Raw genomic sequence first — 14,290 nt, 5'->3', positions numbered from 1 at the left:
GGCAGTGCGGTGGGCGGCCTTCGCCGTGTCGTGCGTCCTGGGGCTGGGCCCGGGTCCTAGTACTGCGTCCTAGTCCTGCGTCCTAGTACTGGGGGCGGCGGAAGTATTCGCCCGCGGCCGAGTTGGCCAGGCCGATGAGGATCCACAGGCCCAGGCCGAGCGAGATCAGGGCGGGGATCATCGAGAGCAGCAGGGGGGCGCCGCCGGACTCGTGCAGACCGTTGAGCGTCACGATGTTGATGATCAGGCTGGCCACGGCGAAGAAGGTCTGGAGCGAGCCGAAGATGATGCCGGAGACCCGCACACCGCCGCGGCCCTTGCCCAGCTTGGCGGCGGTCAGGATCGGCCACAGCGAGATGCCGACGATGACGATGCCGATGATGACGAAGAAGATGCTCAGGGCGGCGCCCGCGTCGCTCGACGAGTAGCTGGAGTCGGTGAACTCGGAGGCGAACACGGCACCGATGATGACGACGGCCACGCCGCCGAGGGCCTGGAGGATCCCGAGTATCCAGAGGATGACCCGCGCCCCCTTGACCCCGCCCGGCATCGGCATCGGCGAGCCCGGGTAGCCGGGGACGCCCGGGTAGGCCTGCTGCGGGTAGGCGTAGCCGCCCTGGGCCGGGATGCCCTGGGGGGCCTGCGGGGGGTAGCCGTAGGCGGGCTGGCCGCCCTGCGGCTGCTGCCCGTACGGGTTGTTCGGGTCGCCGAAGCTCATCTGGGGTGTTCCTCCGTGGAAGTGCGGGGACGCACGGCACGCGCGGAGGAGTCACTGCAAGTCGTGCGGCCCGCCCCCCGGCACTGCCCGCGGCACTACGTTCCCCGCATCGTCGTCCGGCCGGACCGGGCTTGTCCAGCCGGGGCGCCGTCCGCCCGGCACTTGTTGTGCAAGTGCAACGAAGCCGGGACGAAGGCGGCACGAAGTCGGAACGGAGGCGGAATGAAGCCGCACGGAGCCGGAAAGACGGCCGCACGGAGCCGGACCGGCCGGAAGCCGGACCGGTCGTACGGGGGCCGCGACTGGATCCGCGGCCGCTCCATCCGGGAGGATGGGTCCATGACTGCCCAGATTCTCGACGGCAAGGCCACCGCAGCCGCGATCAAGTCCGAACTGACCGCCCGCGTGGCGGCGCTCAAGGCCCGGGGCATCACCCCCGGCCTCGGCACCCTGCTGGTCGGCGACGACCCGGGCAGCCGCTGGTACGTCAACGGCAAGCACAAGGACTGCGCCGAGGTCGGCATCGCCTCCCTCCAGCGCGAACTGCCCGCGACGGCCTCCCAGGAGGACATCGAGGAGGTCGTGCGGGAGCTGAACGCCAACCCGGAGTGCACCGGCTACATCGTGCAACTCCCGCTTCCCAAGGGCATCGACACGAACCGCGTCCTGGAGCTCATGGACCCGGCGAAGGACGCCGACGGGCTGCACCCGATGTCACTCGGCAGGCTGGTCCTGAACGAGCCGGGCCCGCTGCCGTGCACCCCGTACGGGATCGTCCAGCTGCTGCGCCACCACGGCGTCGAGATCAACGGCGCGCACGTGGTCGTCCTCGGCCGCGGGATCACCGTCGGCCGGTCCATCGGCCTGCTGCTCACCCGCAAGTCCGAGAACGCGACCGTGACCCTGTGCCACACCGGTACCCGCGACCTGTCCGGACTGCTGCGCCAGGCGGACATCGTCGTCGCGGCGGCCGGCGTGCCGCACCTGGTCAAGCCGGAGGACGTGAAGCCGGGCGCGGCCGTGCTCGACGTCGGCGTCAGCCGCGACGAGAACGGCAAGATCGTCGGGGACGTGCACCCCGGGGTCGCGGACGTGGCCGGCTGGATCTCCCCGAACCCGGGCGGAGTAGGCCCGATGACCCGGGCGCAGCTGCTCGTCAACGTGGTCGAGGCCGCCGAGCGGGCGGTTCCCCGTGCCGGCTGAGCACGAGCCGGATCCCGGCACCGTCCCCGAACCGGCCCAGGCCCCCGCTCCCGCCAGGGCCGCCGCCTCCGCGGCACCGCGCCCGGTTCCGAGCTGGGCCAGGAAGGGCGACGGCGACGGCGGGCGGACCCCGGGGCCCGAGGACGCCGAGGAGCCGGACGGGGCCAAGTCGCGCCGCTTCCCCTCCGTCACCCGGGACACCGCGCGTCCCGAGGGCGGCGGCCGGGCCGCGCCCGGTGACGCTCCGGCTCCGGCCCGGCAGTGGCCGATGCTGGCCGTCCTCGCCGCGACGGCGGCCGGGCTGCTGCTCACCGCGGTGGGCCATCCGCGCGGAGGCTGCCTGCTGATCGGGATCGCGATGATCGCGGGTTCCGTGATGCGCCGGCTGCTGCCCTCCGTGGGCATGCTCGCGGTGCGCTCCCGCTTCACGGACATGGTCACGTACGGCCTGCTGGGCGTGGCGATCACGCTGCTCGCACTGGTCATGGAACCCAAGCCGTGGCTGGACGTTCCCTTCCTGGAGACGGCGGTCCGTTTCACGGTCCGCTAGGCCTCCCGGAGCCCCCGGGAGACGCCCCGTGTGCCCCGCGCCACACGGGGCGGGGGATTGGGGTGCTCCAGGGTCGGATAGCCTGACGGCGGATGTCTCTTCACGTCAAGATTTACTGGCCACGGAGCGGCGTCCTCCCAGCACATGGGGCAGGGACGCCCCACCGCCAGCTGTCTAACGGAGAAGGCCATGACCCGCACTCCCGTGAATGTCACCGTCACCGGCGCCGCCGGCCAGATCGGCTACGCGCTGCTCTTCCGCATCGCCTCCGGCCACCTGCTCGGCGCGGACGTGCCGGTCAAGCTCCGTCTTCTGGAGATCCCTCAGGGCATGAAGGCCGCCGAGGGCACCGCCATGGAGCTCGACGACTGCGCCTTCCCGCTGCTCGCCGGCATCGACATCTTCGACGACGCCAACAAGGGGTTCGAAGGTGCCAACGTCGGTCTGCTCGTCGGCGCCCGCCCGCGCACCAAGGGCATGGAGCGCGGCGACCTGCTCTCCGCCAACGGCGGGATCTTCAAGCCGCAGGGCAAGGCGATCAACGACCACGCCGCCGACGACATCAAGATCCTCGTCGTGGGCAACCCGGCCAACACCAACGCGCTCATCGCGCAGGCCGCTGCCCCGGACGTACCGGCCGAGCGCTTCACCGCGATGACCCGCCTGGACCACAACCGCGCGATCTCGCAGCTGGCCGCCAAGACCGGCGCCGCCGTCTCCGACATCAAGCGCCTGACCATCTGGGGCAACCACTCGGCGACCCAGTACCCGGACATCTTCCACGCGGAGATCGCCGGCAAGAACGCCGCCGAGCTGGTCAACGACCAGGCCTGGCTGTCGGACGACTTCATCCCGACCGTCGCCAAGCGCGGCGCGGCGATCATCGAGGCCCGCGGCGCGTCCTCGGCCGCCTCGGCCGCCAACGCCGCCATCGACCACGTGCACACGTGGGTCAACGGCACCGCGGCGGGCGACTGGACCTCCATGGGCATCCCGTCGGACGGCTCCTACGGCGTCCCGGAGGGCATCATCTCCTCCTTCCCGGTCACCACGAAGGACGGCCGCTACGAGATCGTCCAGGGCCTGGACATCAACGAGTTCTCCCGTGCGCGCATCGACGCGTCCGTGAAGGAGCTCGTCGAGGAGCGCGACGCGGTGCGCGAGCTCGGCCTGATCTGATCGTTCTCGTAGGGTCCGGCCGCGCAGGCCTCCCGTACGAGCGCGTGTGAACCCCATGCGAACACCCGAACGCCCCGGCCAAACCTGGCCGGGGCGTTTGGCGTGAATCGTCCTGTCGCCGCATGGAGGGGAACCCTAAGGTCGGTCGGTGACCGAGAACGCGATTCCCCAACAGCCCGGCGGCAGTTGGGCCGGTCCCTCCGCGGGCCGCCCCCCGGTGCACCCCTCCCTGAGCGAGGCCGGCCGCTTCCTGTGCGCGGGGACGTACCTCGACGCCGGGTACCGCGACCGGGTCATCGACGAGCTGTACGTCCACGAGGAACGGATCGTCGCCCCCTCCTACGGCTACGACGCCTCCCGGGTCCTCGCCCACGCGCTGCGCGCCCGGCGCGCCGAACTCGGCTGGGCCGCCGGAGTCCTCGGGGCCTGGTTCGTCGGAGCCCTGCTCACGGGCGGCGCCCTCGCCACGCTGGTCCTGCCCTTCCTGGTGCTGAGCCTGGCCGACTGGCTGCGCGCCCGGAACGTCCCGGCGCTGCGGGTGCTCTCCGTGGTCCTGCGGATCTACGCCTGGTGGATGCTGCTCCTGGTCCTGTTCGTCCTCGGCTTCGGCGGGTTCGTGCCGTTCAGCGCCCTGGACGAGGTCGGAGGGGCCGGCCTGCCGTTCGCCCCGACGGGCGGGGACGTCGCGGGCACCGCCGTCCTGTGGTGGCTGCCGGTGGTCTTCGCCGGGGTGGTCACCGTCGTGGGACTCCAGCGCGGACACGTCTTCCGGACCATCGCCACCGAGCTCGCCGAGCGCCGCTACGCCGACCACGCGAACGACCCGGCCGAAGCCGCCGACGGGGCCCGCTTCCAGCGGGTCCGCCAGCGCATCCGGGCCGAGCAGCACGCGCCGATGATCATGTACGACGTCAACGACCCGTTCTGCGGGGCGGGTGATCCCTTCCGGCCCTGGCAGCTGTCCGTGGAGCTGCGCCCGCGCGAGGACCTCGGCCCCGACCGCAAGCCGGTCGCGGTCACCAACGCCCACATCCTGGCGCGGATCGTGCCGCTGCTGGAACGCCTGCGGGTGCCCTCCCCGCACGGTTCCCCGGAGCAGGCCGCCGCCGTGGGCGACCGGATGCGCGAACTGGTCCTGGACGAGTGCGTGTTCCTCCCCGCGGGCGGGCTGCCGCACCGGGACACCGCGCAGGTCGTGCACGGGCAGTTCGGCGAGCAGCGGGCCGCCGCCATCGAGGAGGGCGGCGAGCGCCGCCGGCACTTCCTGCGCGTGCGGGTGGGCGGTTGGGACGAGAACCTCGTCGTCACCGTCTTCGTACGGGTCCACACGCAGGGCGGGATGATGATGCTGGAGGTGGCCCCGCACGTGCTGCTGCCCGTCCGGACCGACTTCCACAACGCGGACGCGGACGCCCAGCGCTACCGCAACAACAACGGCTTCGGCAAGGCCGTCTGGGCCCTGCGCCACACCCCCGGCTCCCTCGTGGCCTCCGTGACCACGCTGGGCCGCGGCCTGGCGAGCTGGTGGCGGATCGTCACCGGCGGCCACGGCGGGGCCCGGCCCGAGGGGCCGCGGGTTTCCGTGCGCGAGCTGGCCTCCCAGGACAACGGCTCGCTGTTCCACCTGATGGACCTCGACCGGTTCCTGAAGACGATCCAGGACCGGGTCGTCGGGGGCGTCGTCCTCGCGCTGCACGAAGCGGGCTGGCACACCGAGGAGTTCGCGCAGCGCGCGGTCCACGTCGCCGAGGGCGGGGTGTTCATCCAGGCGGTGAACCACAGCGCCTTCAGCGTCGGCGGCAGCAACAACACCAACAGCACCAAGGTCAAGAGGAGTACCGGTGGCAAGTGAAGACGGCGTTACGGGTACGGGCGCGGCCGAGCAGGAGCCCGCCGTCCGCATCGGCGAGGTCACGGGCAGCGCCTTCAGCATCGGCGGCAGCAACAACACCAACACCGTGCACCACGGGGGAGCGGGGACGGACACCGTCGGGCCGCAGGCCCTCCTCGACGCCGTACTGGAGCTGCGCGCGGCCCTCGTACGGCTGCCGCGCGGTGAGGACAGGGCGGCGCTCGACGCCGAACTCGACGGGGTCGCGGAGGGACTGGAGGGGGCCGAGGAGATCCGGCCCGGCCTGGTCCCCCGGCTCCGCGGAGCCCTGGAACGCTGGGCCCCGCTGGTGGACTCGGTCAGCGCCGCGACCGCCCTGGCCGGGCTCCTGACCACCCTGGGAGGCTGACCCGTGCCCCCGCAGAACGCCCCCCGGTGGGACCCCGCAACCCAACGCTGGGTCACGGACCCCGACCCGGCCCGGGGCCCCGCCCAACCGCCGACCCCTGCTCCGGCCCCCGCTCCGAACCCGGGCCATGACCCGGCCCCGGGCCACCCCCCGACCGCGGGACCGGCTCCGGCTCCGGCTCCCGGACCCGGCGGGTACGGCCCGGGGGCGGCGCCGCAAGACCCGTACCCGTACCCCACGTATCCGCCCCCGCAGCCCGTACAGTCGGGGTACCCCACCGCGCCCCGGCCCGGGCGGTGGCTGACGCCGACCACGGCGGCCGTCGCGGTGGCCGCACTCGCGATCGGGGCGGCCGCCGTGTGGTTCGTGGCGCGGGACACCGGAGAGCAGCCGGTGCAGGCGGGGCCGACGGTTTCCAGCGCCCCGCCGAGCGGGGAGGACACGCCGACCCCCTCGGCCACGGCCACCCGCTCCCCGTCGCCGACGGGCACCGGCAGTCCCAGTCCCACCCCCAGCCCGAGCGGCAGCGACTCCGCCCACGAGACCGTGCGCGACGCGAAGGGGTTCACCGTCGCCGTCCCCGCCGGGTGGCTCCGGGAGGAGGCCGCCGCGGGGGTCTTCTACCGCTCTCCCGACCGCACCGCCCTGGTCCAGATCTTCCAGGTGAGCGAGCCCGAACTGACCCCGCTCGCGGCCGTCCAGGGCGCCTCCACCTACCTGCGCGCCCAGACCACCGGCTACCGGGAGATCCGCGTGGGCCCGGCCCCGGGCGCCCCCGAGGGCGGGGAGCTGGTCTACGAGTACGACAGCGCGGAGTCGCACGGTCGGCGCCGCGGCGTGGAACGGGTCTTCGTCGCCGAGGACGGCAAGAAGTGGGCCGTCCTGACGGCCGGCCCGGCGGCCGACTGGACGCTCACCCAGTCCCACCACCAGGCCGCACTGACCGGCTTCCGCCCCGCGGGCGGCTGACACCGCCCGCGAGGGCTACTTGTACATCCCCGGGGTGTAGTGCCCCGGGGTCAGGCGGGTGGTGACGCCGATGCGGTTCCAGACGTTGATCGCGGCGATCAGGGCGATCACCTGGGCCAGCTCCTTCTCCTCGAAGTGCCGCGCGGCCCGCTCGTAGACCTCGTCGGGAACGAAACCGTCGGTCAGGACGGTCACGGCCTCCGTCAGCTCGATCGCGGCGAGCTCCTTCTCCGTGTAGAAGTGCCGCGACTCCTCCCAGGCGCCGAGCAGCAGCAGCCGCTCCACGTCCTCGCCCGCCGCGAGGGCGTCCTTGGAGTGCATGTCGATGCAGAAGGCGCAGTGGTTGATCTGGGAGGCGCGCAGTTTGACGAGCTCGACCAGGGCCGGGTCCAGCCCCTTGGCCGCGGCCGCGTCCAGGGCCACGGCGGCCTTGTAGAACTCCGGGGCGAGCTTCGCGAACTGCATGCGGGGGGTGTGTTCGGGTGCCTTCTCCGTGTGGGTCATGGCATCAGCCTAGGAGCCGGGCGGCCCGCCTATATGGTCCATATCCATGACGGAATCGTGGGCCACTTTCGGCGCCGACCTGCATCTGGAACCGGCCCCCGGGCGCGGTGTCCGGGCCGGGCTGACCGAGGCGCTGCGCGAGGCCGCGCGCAGCGGGCGGCTGGCCCCGGGGACCCGGCTGCCCTCCTCCCGGTCGCTCGCGGTGGACCTCGGGATCGCCCGCAACACCGTCGCCGAGGCCTATGCCGAGCTCGTCGCCGAAGGCTGGCTGACCGCGCGCCGGGGCTCCGGGACCCGGATCGCGGAGCGGGTCGGGGTCCGGGCCGGGGTCGGGGTGCGGCGTCCCGCGGCGGCCGTGCCCGTACGGCGCCCCGTGCGCGCGCAGACCTCGTACAGCCTGAAGCCCGGCTCCCCGGACCTGGGCGGCTTCCCGCGCGCCGCCTGGCTGGCGGCGGCCCGGCGGGCGCTGACCGAGGCCCCGAACGAGGCCTTCGGGTACGCGGACCCGCGCGGCCGGGTGGAGCTGCGGGAGGCACTCGCCGGGTACCTGGCGCGGGCCCGCGGGGTGTACGCCGACCCCGAACACATCGTGCTGTGCGCGGGCTTCGGCCAGGGCCTGCCGCTGCTCGCGAGGATGCTGCGGGCGCGCCGGATCCGGGAGATGGCGGTGGAGGGGTACGGGCTGGACGTGCACCGGGCGCTGCTGACCGGCGCCGGGCTGCGGACGCGGCCGCTGGCGGTGGACGGGGCGGGGGCCCGCACCACCGAGCTGGCCGGTTCGGGCGCGGGGGCGGTGCTGCTGACGCCGGCGCACCAGTTCCCGACGGGCGCCGCGCTGACGCCCGGGCGGCGGGCGGCGGCGGTGGACTGGGCCCGGTCCACGGGCGGGCTGATCCTGGAGGACGACTACGACGGGGAGTTCCGCTACGACCGCCAGCCGGTCGGCGCGCTCCAGGGACTGGACCCGGACCGGGTGGTGTACCTGGGCACGGCGAGCAAGTCCCTGGCGCCGGGGCTGCGCATGGGCTGGATGGTGGTGCCCGGGCCGCTGATGGACGAGGTGCTCGCGGTGAAGGACGGGAGCGACTGGAGCTCCAGCGCGCTGGACCAGCTGACGCTCGCGGAGTTCATCCGGTCGGGGGCGTACGACCGGCACGTGCGGGAGATGCGGCTGCGCTACCGGCGGCGGCGCGACGAGCTGGTGGCGGCCGTCGGGGACCGCGCGGTGGTCTCCGGCATCGCCGCGGGACTGCACGCGGTACTGGACCTCCCGCCGGGCGGCGAAAGGGCGGCCCTGCGGTCGGCCGCCTGGCAGGACCTGGGCCTGCTGCCGCTGTCCTTCTTTCGGCACCCGCAGGCGGCGATGCCCTCGCGCGAGGCCCTCGTCGTCGGCTTCGGGACCCCGTCCCAGAGTGCTTGGGCGCCCACCCTGGCCGCGCTGGTCGCTGCGCTCCCGTGACGAGGCCCTGCGGGGCTGTCCCCTACCCGCCCTTCGCCCGTTCCCCGGGCTCTGCCCGGACCCGGTCCTCAAACGCCGGACGGGCTGAAAGGACCCTGGGGCTCCGCCCCAGACCCCGGTCCTCCCCGGGGCTCAGTGGCCCGGCTCCGCCGGGGGTTCGCCGAAGCGGGCCAGGGCCAGGGCTCCGGCCACGGCCACCACGAAGCCCGCGATCGCCAGCCAGGTCAGGCCCTCGCGGGTGCGGTCGCCCAGCCAGGCCACGCCCACCACCGCCGGCCCGATCGTCTCGCCCAGCACCAGCCCGGCGGTCGCCGCCGTCACGGAGCCGCGCTGGAGCGCCGAGGTGAGCAGCAGGAAGGCGGAGCCGCCGCCGAGCAGCAGGGCGTAGAACGCCGGGTTCGACAGTGCGGAGAGCGAGATGTCGTCGATGAGCCGGACCGCCACCTCCACCACCCCGAAGCCCGTCCCGGCCGCCAGACCCAGCGTCAGCGCCCGGCTGCGGTCCGGCAGCCCGCCCGCCACGGCCCCGACCACCAGCACCAGCCCGGCCACCGCCAGCAGCCCCAGCTTCAGCGCGAGCGTGCCCCGGCCCGAGCCCTCTTCCCCGGACGCCAGCCCCAGCATCACCAGCCCCGCGCACACCACCGCGACCGCGCCCCACTCCGTCCCGCTCAGCCGCACCCGCAGCAGCCGCGCCGCGACCACCGCGGTCACCGCGAGGCTGGCCGCGAGGGCCGCGCCCACCGCGTAGATCGGGCTGTGCCGCAGGGCGATGATCTGGAGGACGAAGCCGACCCCGTCCAGCCCGAGTCCGGCGAGATAGCGCCACTGGCGCAGCGCCCGCAGGAGGAGGGCGGTGTCGACCCCGGAGCCCGTTCCCGGCTCCGCGGCCCGCGCCGCCACCGCCTGCAGAACCGACGCCGTGCCGAAGCAGACCGCCGCACCGAGCGCGCAAATCATCCCAATGAGCACGAACCGACTCTAGGTCACGGATCCCGCGTCGGCCGGATTCCGTCGGCCGGGGCGGCCGTTCTAGTCTGTGCGCAGCCGGCCACCCAGGGGGAGCGAACAGTCCATGGACAGCAGCAGCACCGACACCACGCGCACCAAACGCCGCATGCGCTCCGGCACGGTCGCCCTCGGCGGCATGGGCCTGCTCGCCGCGGCCCTGGTGGCCTGCGGCAGCAGCAACGAGCCCGACAAGCGCTGCGCGGACCGCGCCACCCTGGAGAAGCTGAACTCCAAGGAGTGCAAGAGCGGCGGCCGCGGCGCGTACTACTACGGCGGCACCGTCGCGAAGAACAAGGTCAGCGGCGGCAGCTTCGACAAGTCCGCCGTCACCCGCGGCGGCATCGGCGGCAGCCACAAGAGCTCCTCGGGCGGCTGATCCAGCGTGAAGCGCCACACCATCGAGCCCCGCCCCGACTGGCAGAAGACCGTCGAGGAGCAGGGGCTGATCTATCCCCTCACCCGCTACCCCGACGACTCCCTGCGCCCCTACTGGGACGAGAGCGCGTACTACTCCTTCACCCTCCCCGAGGTCGAGGCGCTGGAGAACGTCGTCGAGGAGCTGCACGCCATGTGTCTGGCGGCGGCCCAGCACATAGTCGACCACGACCGCTTCGCCGACCTCGGCATCACCGACCCGAAGCTCGCCGCGCTGATCGCCGAGTCCTGGCGGCGCCGCGCCGAACAGCCCTCGCTCTACGGCCGCTTCGACCTGCGCTACGACGGCTCCGGCAGCCCCGCCAAGATGCTGGAGTACAACGCCGACACGCCCACCTCCCTCGTGGAGGCGGCCAGCCCGCAGTGGTTCTGGATGGAGGAGCGCTTCCCCGGCGCCGACCAGTGGAACTCCCTCCACGAGCGGCTCGTCGACGCCTGGCGCCGCCAGGCGGAGCTGCTGCCGGCCGGCCCGGTGCACTTCGCGCACTCCGAGACCGACGAGCTCGGCGAGGACCTGATGACGGTCGCCTACCTCCAGGAGACCGCCGAGCAGGCCGGCATCGACACGCGGGAGCTGTCGGTGGAGCGGATCGGCTGGGACTCCCTGTCCGGCCGGTTCGTGGACGAGAAGCTGGGCTTCATCCGCGCGATCTTCAAGCTCTACCCGTGGGAGTGGCTGGCCACCGACGAGTTCGCCCCGCAGGTCCTCGGCACGTACGACCACGGCGGCGGCTCCGGCACCACCGCCTGGATCGAGCCCCTGTGGAAGATGCTGCTCTCCAACAAGGCGCTGCTGGCGGTCCTGTGGGAGCTCTTCCCGGAGCACCCGAACCTGCTGCCCGCCTACCTGGACGGCCCGCGCGAACTCGCCACGACCACCGGCTACGCGGCGAAGCCGCTGCTGGGCCGCGAGGGCGCGGGCGTCACCCTGCACCCGGTCGGCGGCGAGCCGTTCGCACCGGAGCAGGACGAGACGTACGTCTTCCAGGGCCTCGCCCCGCTGCCCGACTTCGACGGCAACCGGGTGGTGCTCGGCGCATGGGTCGTCGAGGACGAGGCGGCGGGTCTCGGCATCCGCGAATCGGCGGGGCCGGTCACGGACGAGTACGCCCGCTTCCTGCCCCACGTCATTCTCTAACGGCACGGCATCCTGTAGCTCTATGCGCCGAGGACCGACCTGAGCTGGTCCAGCCCCCAGTCCAGGTCCTCCTTGGAGATCACCAGCGGCGGCGCGATCCGGATCGTCGACCCGTGGGTGTCCTTGACCAGGACTCCGAGCCCCATCAGCTTCTCGGAGATCTCCCGGCCGGTGCCGCGCGCCGGGTCGATGTCCACGCCCGCCCACAGCCCGCGGCCCCGTACGGCGGTCACCGCGCCGCCGCCGACCATCAGGTTCAGCTCCCGGTGCAGGTGGTCGCCCAGCTCGGTGGCGCGCTGCTGGTACTCGCCGGTGCGCAGCATCGCGATGACCTCCAGGGCGACGGCGCAGGCCAGCGGGTTGCCGCCGAAGGTGGAGCCGTGCTCGCCCGGCTTGAACACGCCGAGCACGTCGAGGTCGGCCACCACCGCCGACACGGGCACGACCCCGCCGCCCAGCGCCTTGCCGAGGATGTACACGTCGGGGACGACCCCCTCGTGCTCGCACGCGAAGGTCTTCCCGGTGCGGCCCAGGCCCGACTGGATCTCGTCGGCCATGAACAGGACGTTCCGCTCGCGCGTCAGTTCCCGTACGCCCCGCAGGTATCCGGCGGGCGGCACGAGCACGCCGGCCTCGCCCTGGATCGGCTCCAGGAGCACGGCGACGGTGTTGGAGGTGACGGCGGCGGCGAGCGCGGTGAGGTCCCCGTACGGGACGATCTCGAAGCCGGGGGTGTACGGGCCGAAGTGGTCGCGGGCCTCGTGGTCGGTGGAGAACGAGACGATGGTCGTCGTGCGGCCGTGGAAGTTGTCGGCCGCCACCACGATCTTGGCGTGGCCGTCCGGTACGCCCTTGACCTCGTACCCCCACTTGCGGGCGGTCTTCACCGCCGTCTCCACGGCCTCCGCACCCGTGTTCATGGGCAGGACGGCCTCCTTGCCGCACAGTGCCGCGAGCTCGGTACAGAAGTCCGCGAAGCGGTCGTGGTGGAAGGCGCGCGAGGTCAGGGTGACCCGCTCCAGCTGGGCGCGGGCGGCGTCGAGCAGGCGGCGGTTGCCGTGGCCGAAGTTCAGGGCCGAGTAGCCCGCGAGCATGTCGAGGTAGCGGCGGCCCTCCACGTCGGTCATCCACGCGCCCTCCGCCGTGGCGACGACGACGGGCAGGGGGTGGTAGTTGTGCGCGCTGTGCGCGTCGGCGGAGCGGATGGCATCAGCAGTTGTCGACACGGGGTCTCCGATCGTCCGTCAAGCCGGTGACGAGGGTGGCGTCACTGTCCATCCTCGCTCGAATACCGGACGGAGAAACCTCATCTGCGGCGCGCCCGCTAAGGTGTCGGACACGCACGGCGACTGGCGCACGGAGAACCAACTCCGGGGGAGCCGTGCGCGCACGACCGCATACAGGGCCGCTCGCCTGGGCCTCGCGGGGACGAGATCCGACATCGACCCCGGAGGAGCCGCCATGAGCGCGAACCACCACCCGTACCGCCACCCCGCCCTGCTCGCGACCGACCCCGAGCTGGCGTCCTTCGTCGCCGCCGAGGAAACCCTCCAGGCGGAGACCCTCCGCCTCATCCCGAGCGAGAACTACGTGTCCTCGGCCGTGCTGGAGGCTTCCGGCACGGTGCTGCAGAACAAGTACAGCGAGGGCTACCCGGGCCGCCGGTACTACGAGGGCCAGCAGAACATCGACCGCATCGAGGCGCTGGCCGTGGAGCGGGCGAAGGGCCTCTTCGGGGTCGACCACGCCAACGTGCAGCCGTACTCCGGCTCCCCGGCGAACCTGGCCGTGTACCTGGCCTTCGCGAAGCCCGGCGACACCGTGATGGGCATGGCCCTGCCGATGGGCGGGCACCTGACGCACGGCTGGGGGGTGTCGGCGACGGGCTCCTGGTTCCGGGGCGTGCAGTACGGGGTCCAGGCCGACACGGGTCTCATCGACTACGACGCCGTACGGGAACTCGCGCTGGCGGAGCGGCCCAAGGTGATCTTCTGCGGCGGCACGGCGCTCCCGCGCACGATCGACTTCGAGGCGTTCGCGTCGATCGCGAAGGAGGCGGGCTCGGTCCTCGTCGCCGACGTCGCCCACATCGCCGGCCTGATCGCGGGCGGGGCCCACCCGTCCCCGGCGGGTCACGTGGACGTGATCTCGACGACCACCCACAAGACCCTGCGCGGTCCGCGCGGGGCGATGCTGATGTGCCGCGAGGAGCACGCGAAGGCCATCGACAAGGCGGTCTTCCCCGGCCTCCAGGGCGGCCCGCACAACCAGACGACGGCCGGCATCGCGGTGGCGCTGCACGAGGCGGCGCAGCCCTCGTTCGTGTCGTACGCGCACGCGGTCGTGGCCAACGCGAAGGCGCTGGCCGCGGCTCTGCTGGAGCGGGGCTTCGATCTGGTCTCGGGCGGTACGGACAACCACCTGATCCTGATCGACCTGACCGGGAAGTCGGTGTCCGGCAAGATCGCGGCGAAGGCGCTGGACCGGGCCGGGATCGTCGTGAACTACAACACGGTGCCGTTCGACCCGCGCAAGCCGTTCGACCCGTCGGGTATCCGGATCGGTACGCCGTCGCTGACTTCGCGGGGGCTTCGCGCCGAGCACATGGCCGTGGTCGCCGACTGGATCGAGCGTGCGGTCACCGCTGCGGCGAAGGGTGACGAGCCGGCCCTGGGCGCCATCCGGGCCGAGGTGGCCGACCTCATGGCGGCCTTCCCGGCCCCGGGCCTCCCGGTCGCCTGACCCTCCGGGTGGGGGGCCGGTCCCTGCGGGGGCCGTCCCCTACCCGCCCTTCCCCCGTTCCCCGGGCTCCGCCCGGACCCCCCTGGGGCTCCGCCCCAGACCCCGGTCCTCAAACGCCGGACGGCTGAAAAGCCCTGGGGCT

Annotated in this window: 14 protein-coding genes and 1 riboswitch; of the genes, 10 read left to right on the top strand and 4 right to left on the bottom strand. The window is 73.1% G+C overall.

Annotated elements, in window-relative coordinates:
- Positions 1 to 82: 82 nt before the first annotated feature.
- Positions 83 to 718 carry a hypothetical protein gene (locus ACFVX6_RS18700; protein ID WP_389692736.1) on the bottom strand — a complete coding sequence of 212 codons (636 nt, stop codon included), beginning with the start codon at positions 716 to 718 and terminating at the stop codon, positions 83 to 85.
- A 339-nt stretch (positions 719 to 1,057) separates the two neighbouring features.
- Here ACFVX6_RS18700 and ACFVX6_RS18695 point away from each other — a divergent pair, with 339 nt between their 5' ends.
- From ACFVX6_RS18695 to ACFVX6_RS18670, 6 genes are all read left to right on the top strand, one after another.
- Positions 1,058 to 1,921 carry a bifunctional methylenetetrahydrofolate dehydrogenase/methenyltetrahydrofolate cyclohydrolase gene (locus tag ACFVX6_RS18695; RefSeq protein ID WP_254382492.1) on the top strand — a complete coding sequence of 288 codons (864 nt, stop codon included), beginning with the start codon at positions 1,058 to 1,060 and terminating at the stop codon, positions 1,919 to 1,921.
- Positions 1,911 to 2,471 carry a DUF3017 domain-containing protein gene (locus tag ACFVX6_RS18690; RefSeq protein ID WP_389692734.1) on the top strand — a complete coding sequence of 187 codons (561 nt, stop codon included), beginning with the start codon at positions 1,911 to 1,913 and terminating at the stop codon, positions 2,469 to 2,471. Before ACFVX6_RS18695 ends, ACFVX6_RS18690 begins: the two co-directional genes overlap by 11 nt.
- Positions 2,472 to 2,660: 189 nt before the next feature.
- On the top strand, positions 2,661 to 3,650 hold the full coding sequence (locus ACFVX6_RS18685; protein ID WP_389692732.1) for a malate dehydrogenase: 990 nt from the start codon (positions 2,661 to 2,663) through the stop codon (positions 3,648 to 3,650).
- Between the two features lie 148 nt (positions 3,651 to 3,798).
- Positions 3,799 to 5,502, top strand: coding sequence for a hypothetical protein (locus ACFVX6_RS18680; protein WP_389692730.1), 1,704 nt, complete (start codon positions 3,799 to 3,801; stop codon positions 5,500 to 5,502).
- Positions 5,492 to 5,890, top strand: coding sequence for a hypothetical protein (locus ACFVX6_RS18675; RefSeq protein ID WP_389692728.1), 399 nt, complete (start codon positions 5,492 to 5,494; stop codon positions 5,888 to 5,890). The genes ACFVX6_RS18680 and ACFVX6_RS18675 overlap by 11 nt, the downstream gene beginning before the upstream one ends.
- A 327-nt stretch (positions 5,891 to 6,217) precedes the next feature.
- Positions 6,218 to 6,859, top strand: coding sequence for a hypothetical protein (locus ACFVX6_RS18670; RefSeq protein WP_389692726.1), 642 nt, complete (start codon positions 6,218 to 6,220; stop codon positions 6,857 to 6,859).
- Between the two features lie 15 nt (positions 6,860 to 6,874).
- On the opposite strand, the gene ACFVX6_RS18665 is transcribed toward ACFVX6_RS18670, so the two are convergent.
- Positions 6,875 to 7,363, bottom strand: a complete 489-nt coding sequence (locus tag ACFVX6_RS18665) for a carboxymuconolactone decarboxylase family protein (RefSeq protein WP_389692724.1) — start codon at positions 7,361 to 7,363, stop codon at positions 6,875 to 6,877.
- Between the two features lie 46 nt (positions 7,364 to 7,409).
- Between ACFVX6_RS18665 and ACFVX6_RS18660 the strand changes: the two genes are divergently transcribed.
- Positions 7,410 to 8,822, top strand: coding sequence for a PLP-dependent aminotransferase family protein (locus ACFVX6_RS18660; protein ID WP_389692722.1), 1,413 nt, complete (start codon positions 7,410 to 7,412; stop codon positions 8,820 to 8,822).
- A gap of 132 nt (positions 8,823 to 8,954) precedes the next feature.
- On the opposite strand, the gene ACFVX6_RS18655 is transcribed toward ACFVX6_RS18660, so the two are convergent.
- The gene (locus ACFVX6_RS18655) at positions 8,955 to 9,782 is read right to left on the bottom strand and encodes a hypothetical protein (protein ID WP_389692754.1); all 828 of its coding nucleotides are present in this window, start codon (positions 9,780 to 9,782) and stop codon (positions 8,955 to 8,957) included.
- Between the two features lie 115 nt (positions 9,783 to 9,897).
- On the opposite strand from ACFVX6_RS18655, the gene ACFVX6_RS18650 reads away from it, so the two are divergent.
- Both ACFVX6_RS18650 and ACFVX6_RS18645 read left to right on the top strand, forming a co-directional pair.
- Entirely contained in the window at positions 9,898 to 10,209 is a 312-nt protein-coding gene (locus ACFVX6_RS18650) for a hypothetical protein (RefSeq protein ID WP_356512452.1), read from the top strand.
- Positions 10,210 to 10,215: 6 nt separating this feature from the next.
- On the top strand, positions 10,216 to 11,406 hold the full coding sequence (locus ACFVX6_RS18645) for a glutathionylspermidine synthase family protein (RefSeq protein ID WP_389692720.1): 1,191 nt from the start codon (positions 10,216 to 10,218) through the stop codon (positions 11,404 to 11,406).
- A 20-nt stretch (positions 11,407 to 11,426) separates the two neighbouring features.
- Here the strand turns inward: ACFVX6_RS18645 and rocD are convergent, their stop codons facing one another.
- Positions 11,427 to 12,632 carry an ornithine--oxo-acid transaminase gene (gene rocD, locus ACFVX6_RS18640; protein WP_389692718.1) on the bottom strand — a complete coding sequence of 402 codons (1,206 nt, stop codon included), beginning with the start codon at positions 12,630 to 12,632 and terminating at the stop codon, positions 11,427 to 11,429.
- 109 nt (positions 12,633 to 12,741) lie between these two features.
- Positions 12,742 to 12,832, top strand: a riboswitch (ZMP/ZTP riboswitch).
- A gap of 35 nt (positions 12,833 to 12,867) precedes the next feature.
- Between rocD and glyA the strand changes: the two genes are divergently transcribed.
- Entirely contained in the window at positions 12,868 to 14,148 is a 1,281-nt protein-coding gene (gene glyA / locus ACFVX6_RS18635; protein ID WP_389692716.1) for a serine hydroxymethyltransferase, read from the top strand.
- Positions 14,149 to 14,290: the final 142 nt, after the last annotated feature.

Origin of the sequence: Streptomyces sp. NPDC058289 (assembly GCF_042880975.1) — a bacterium.
In the GTDB taxonomy this organism is placed as follows: Bacteria; Actinomycetota; Actinomycetes; order Streptomycetales; family Streptomycetaceae; genus Streptomyces; species Streptomyces stoeckheimensis.
Note: the sequence above shows the minus strand (reverse complement) of the source record. Positions and strands in the feature narration are given on the sequence as shown.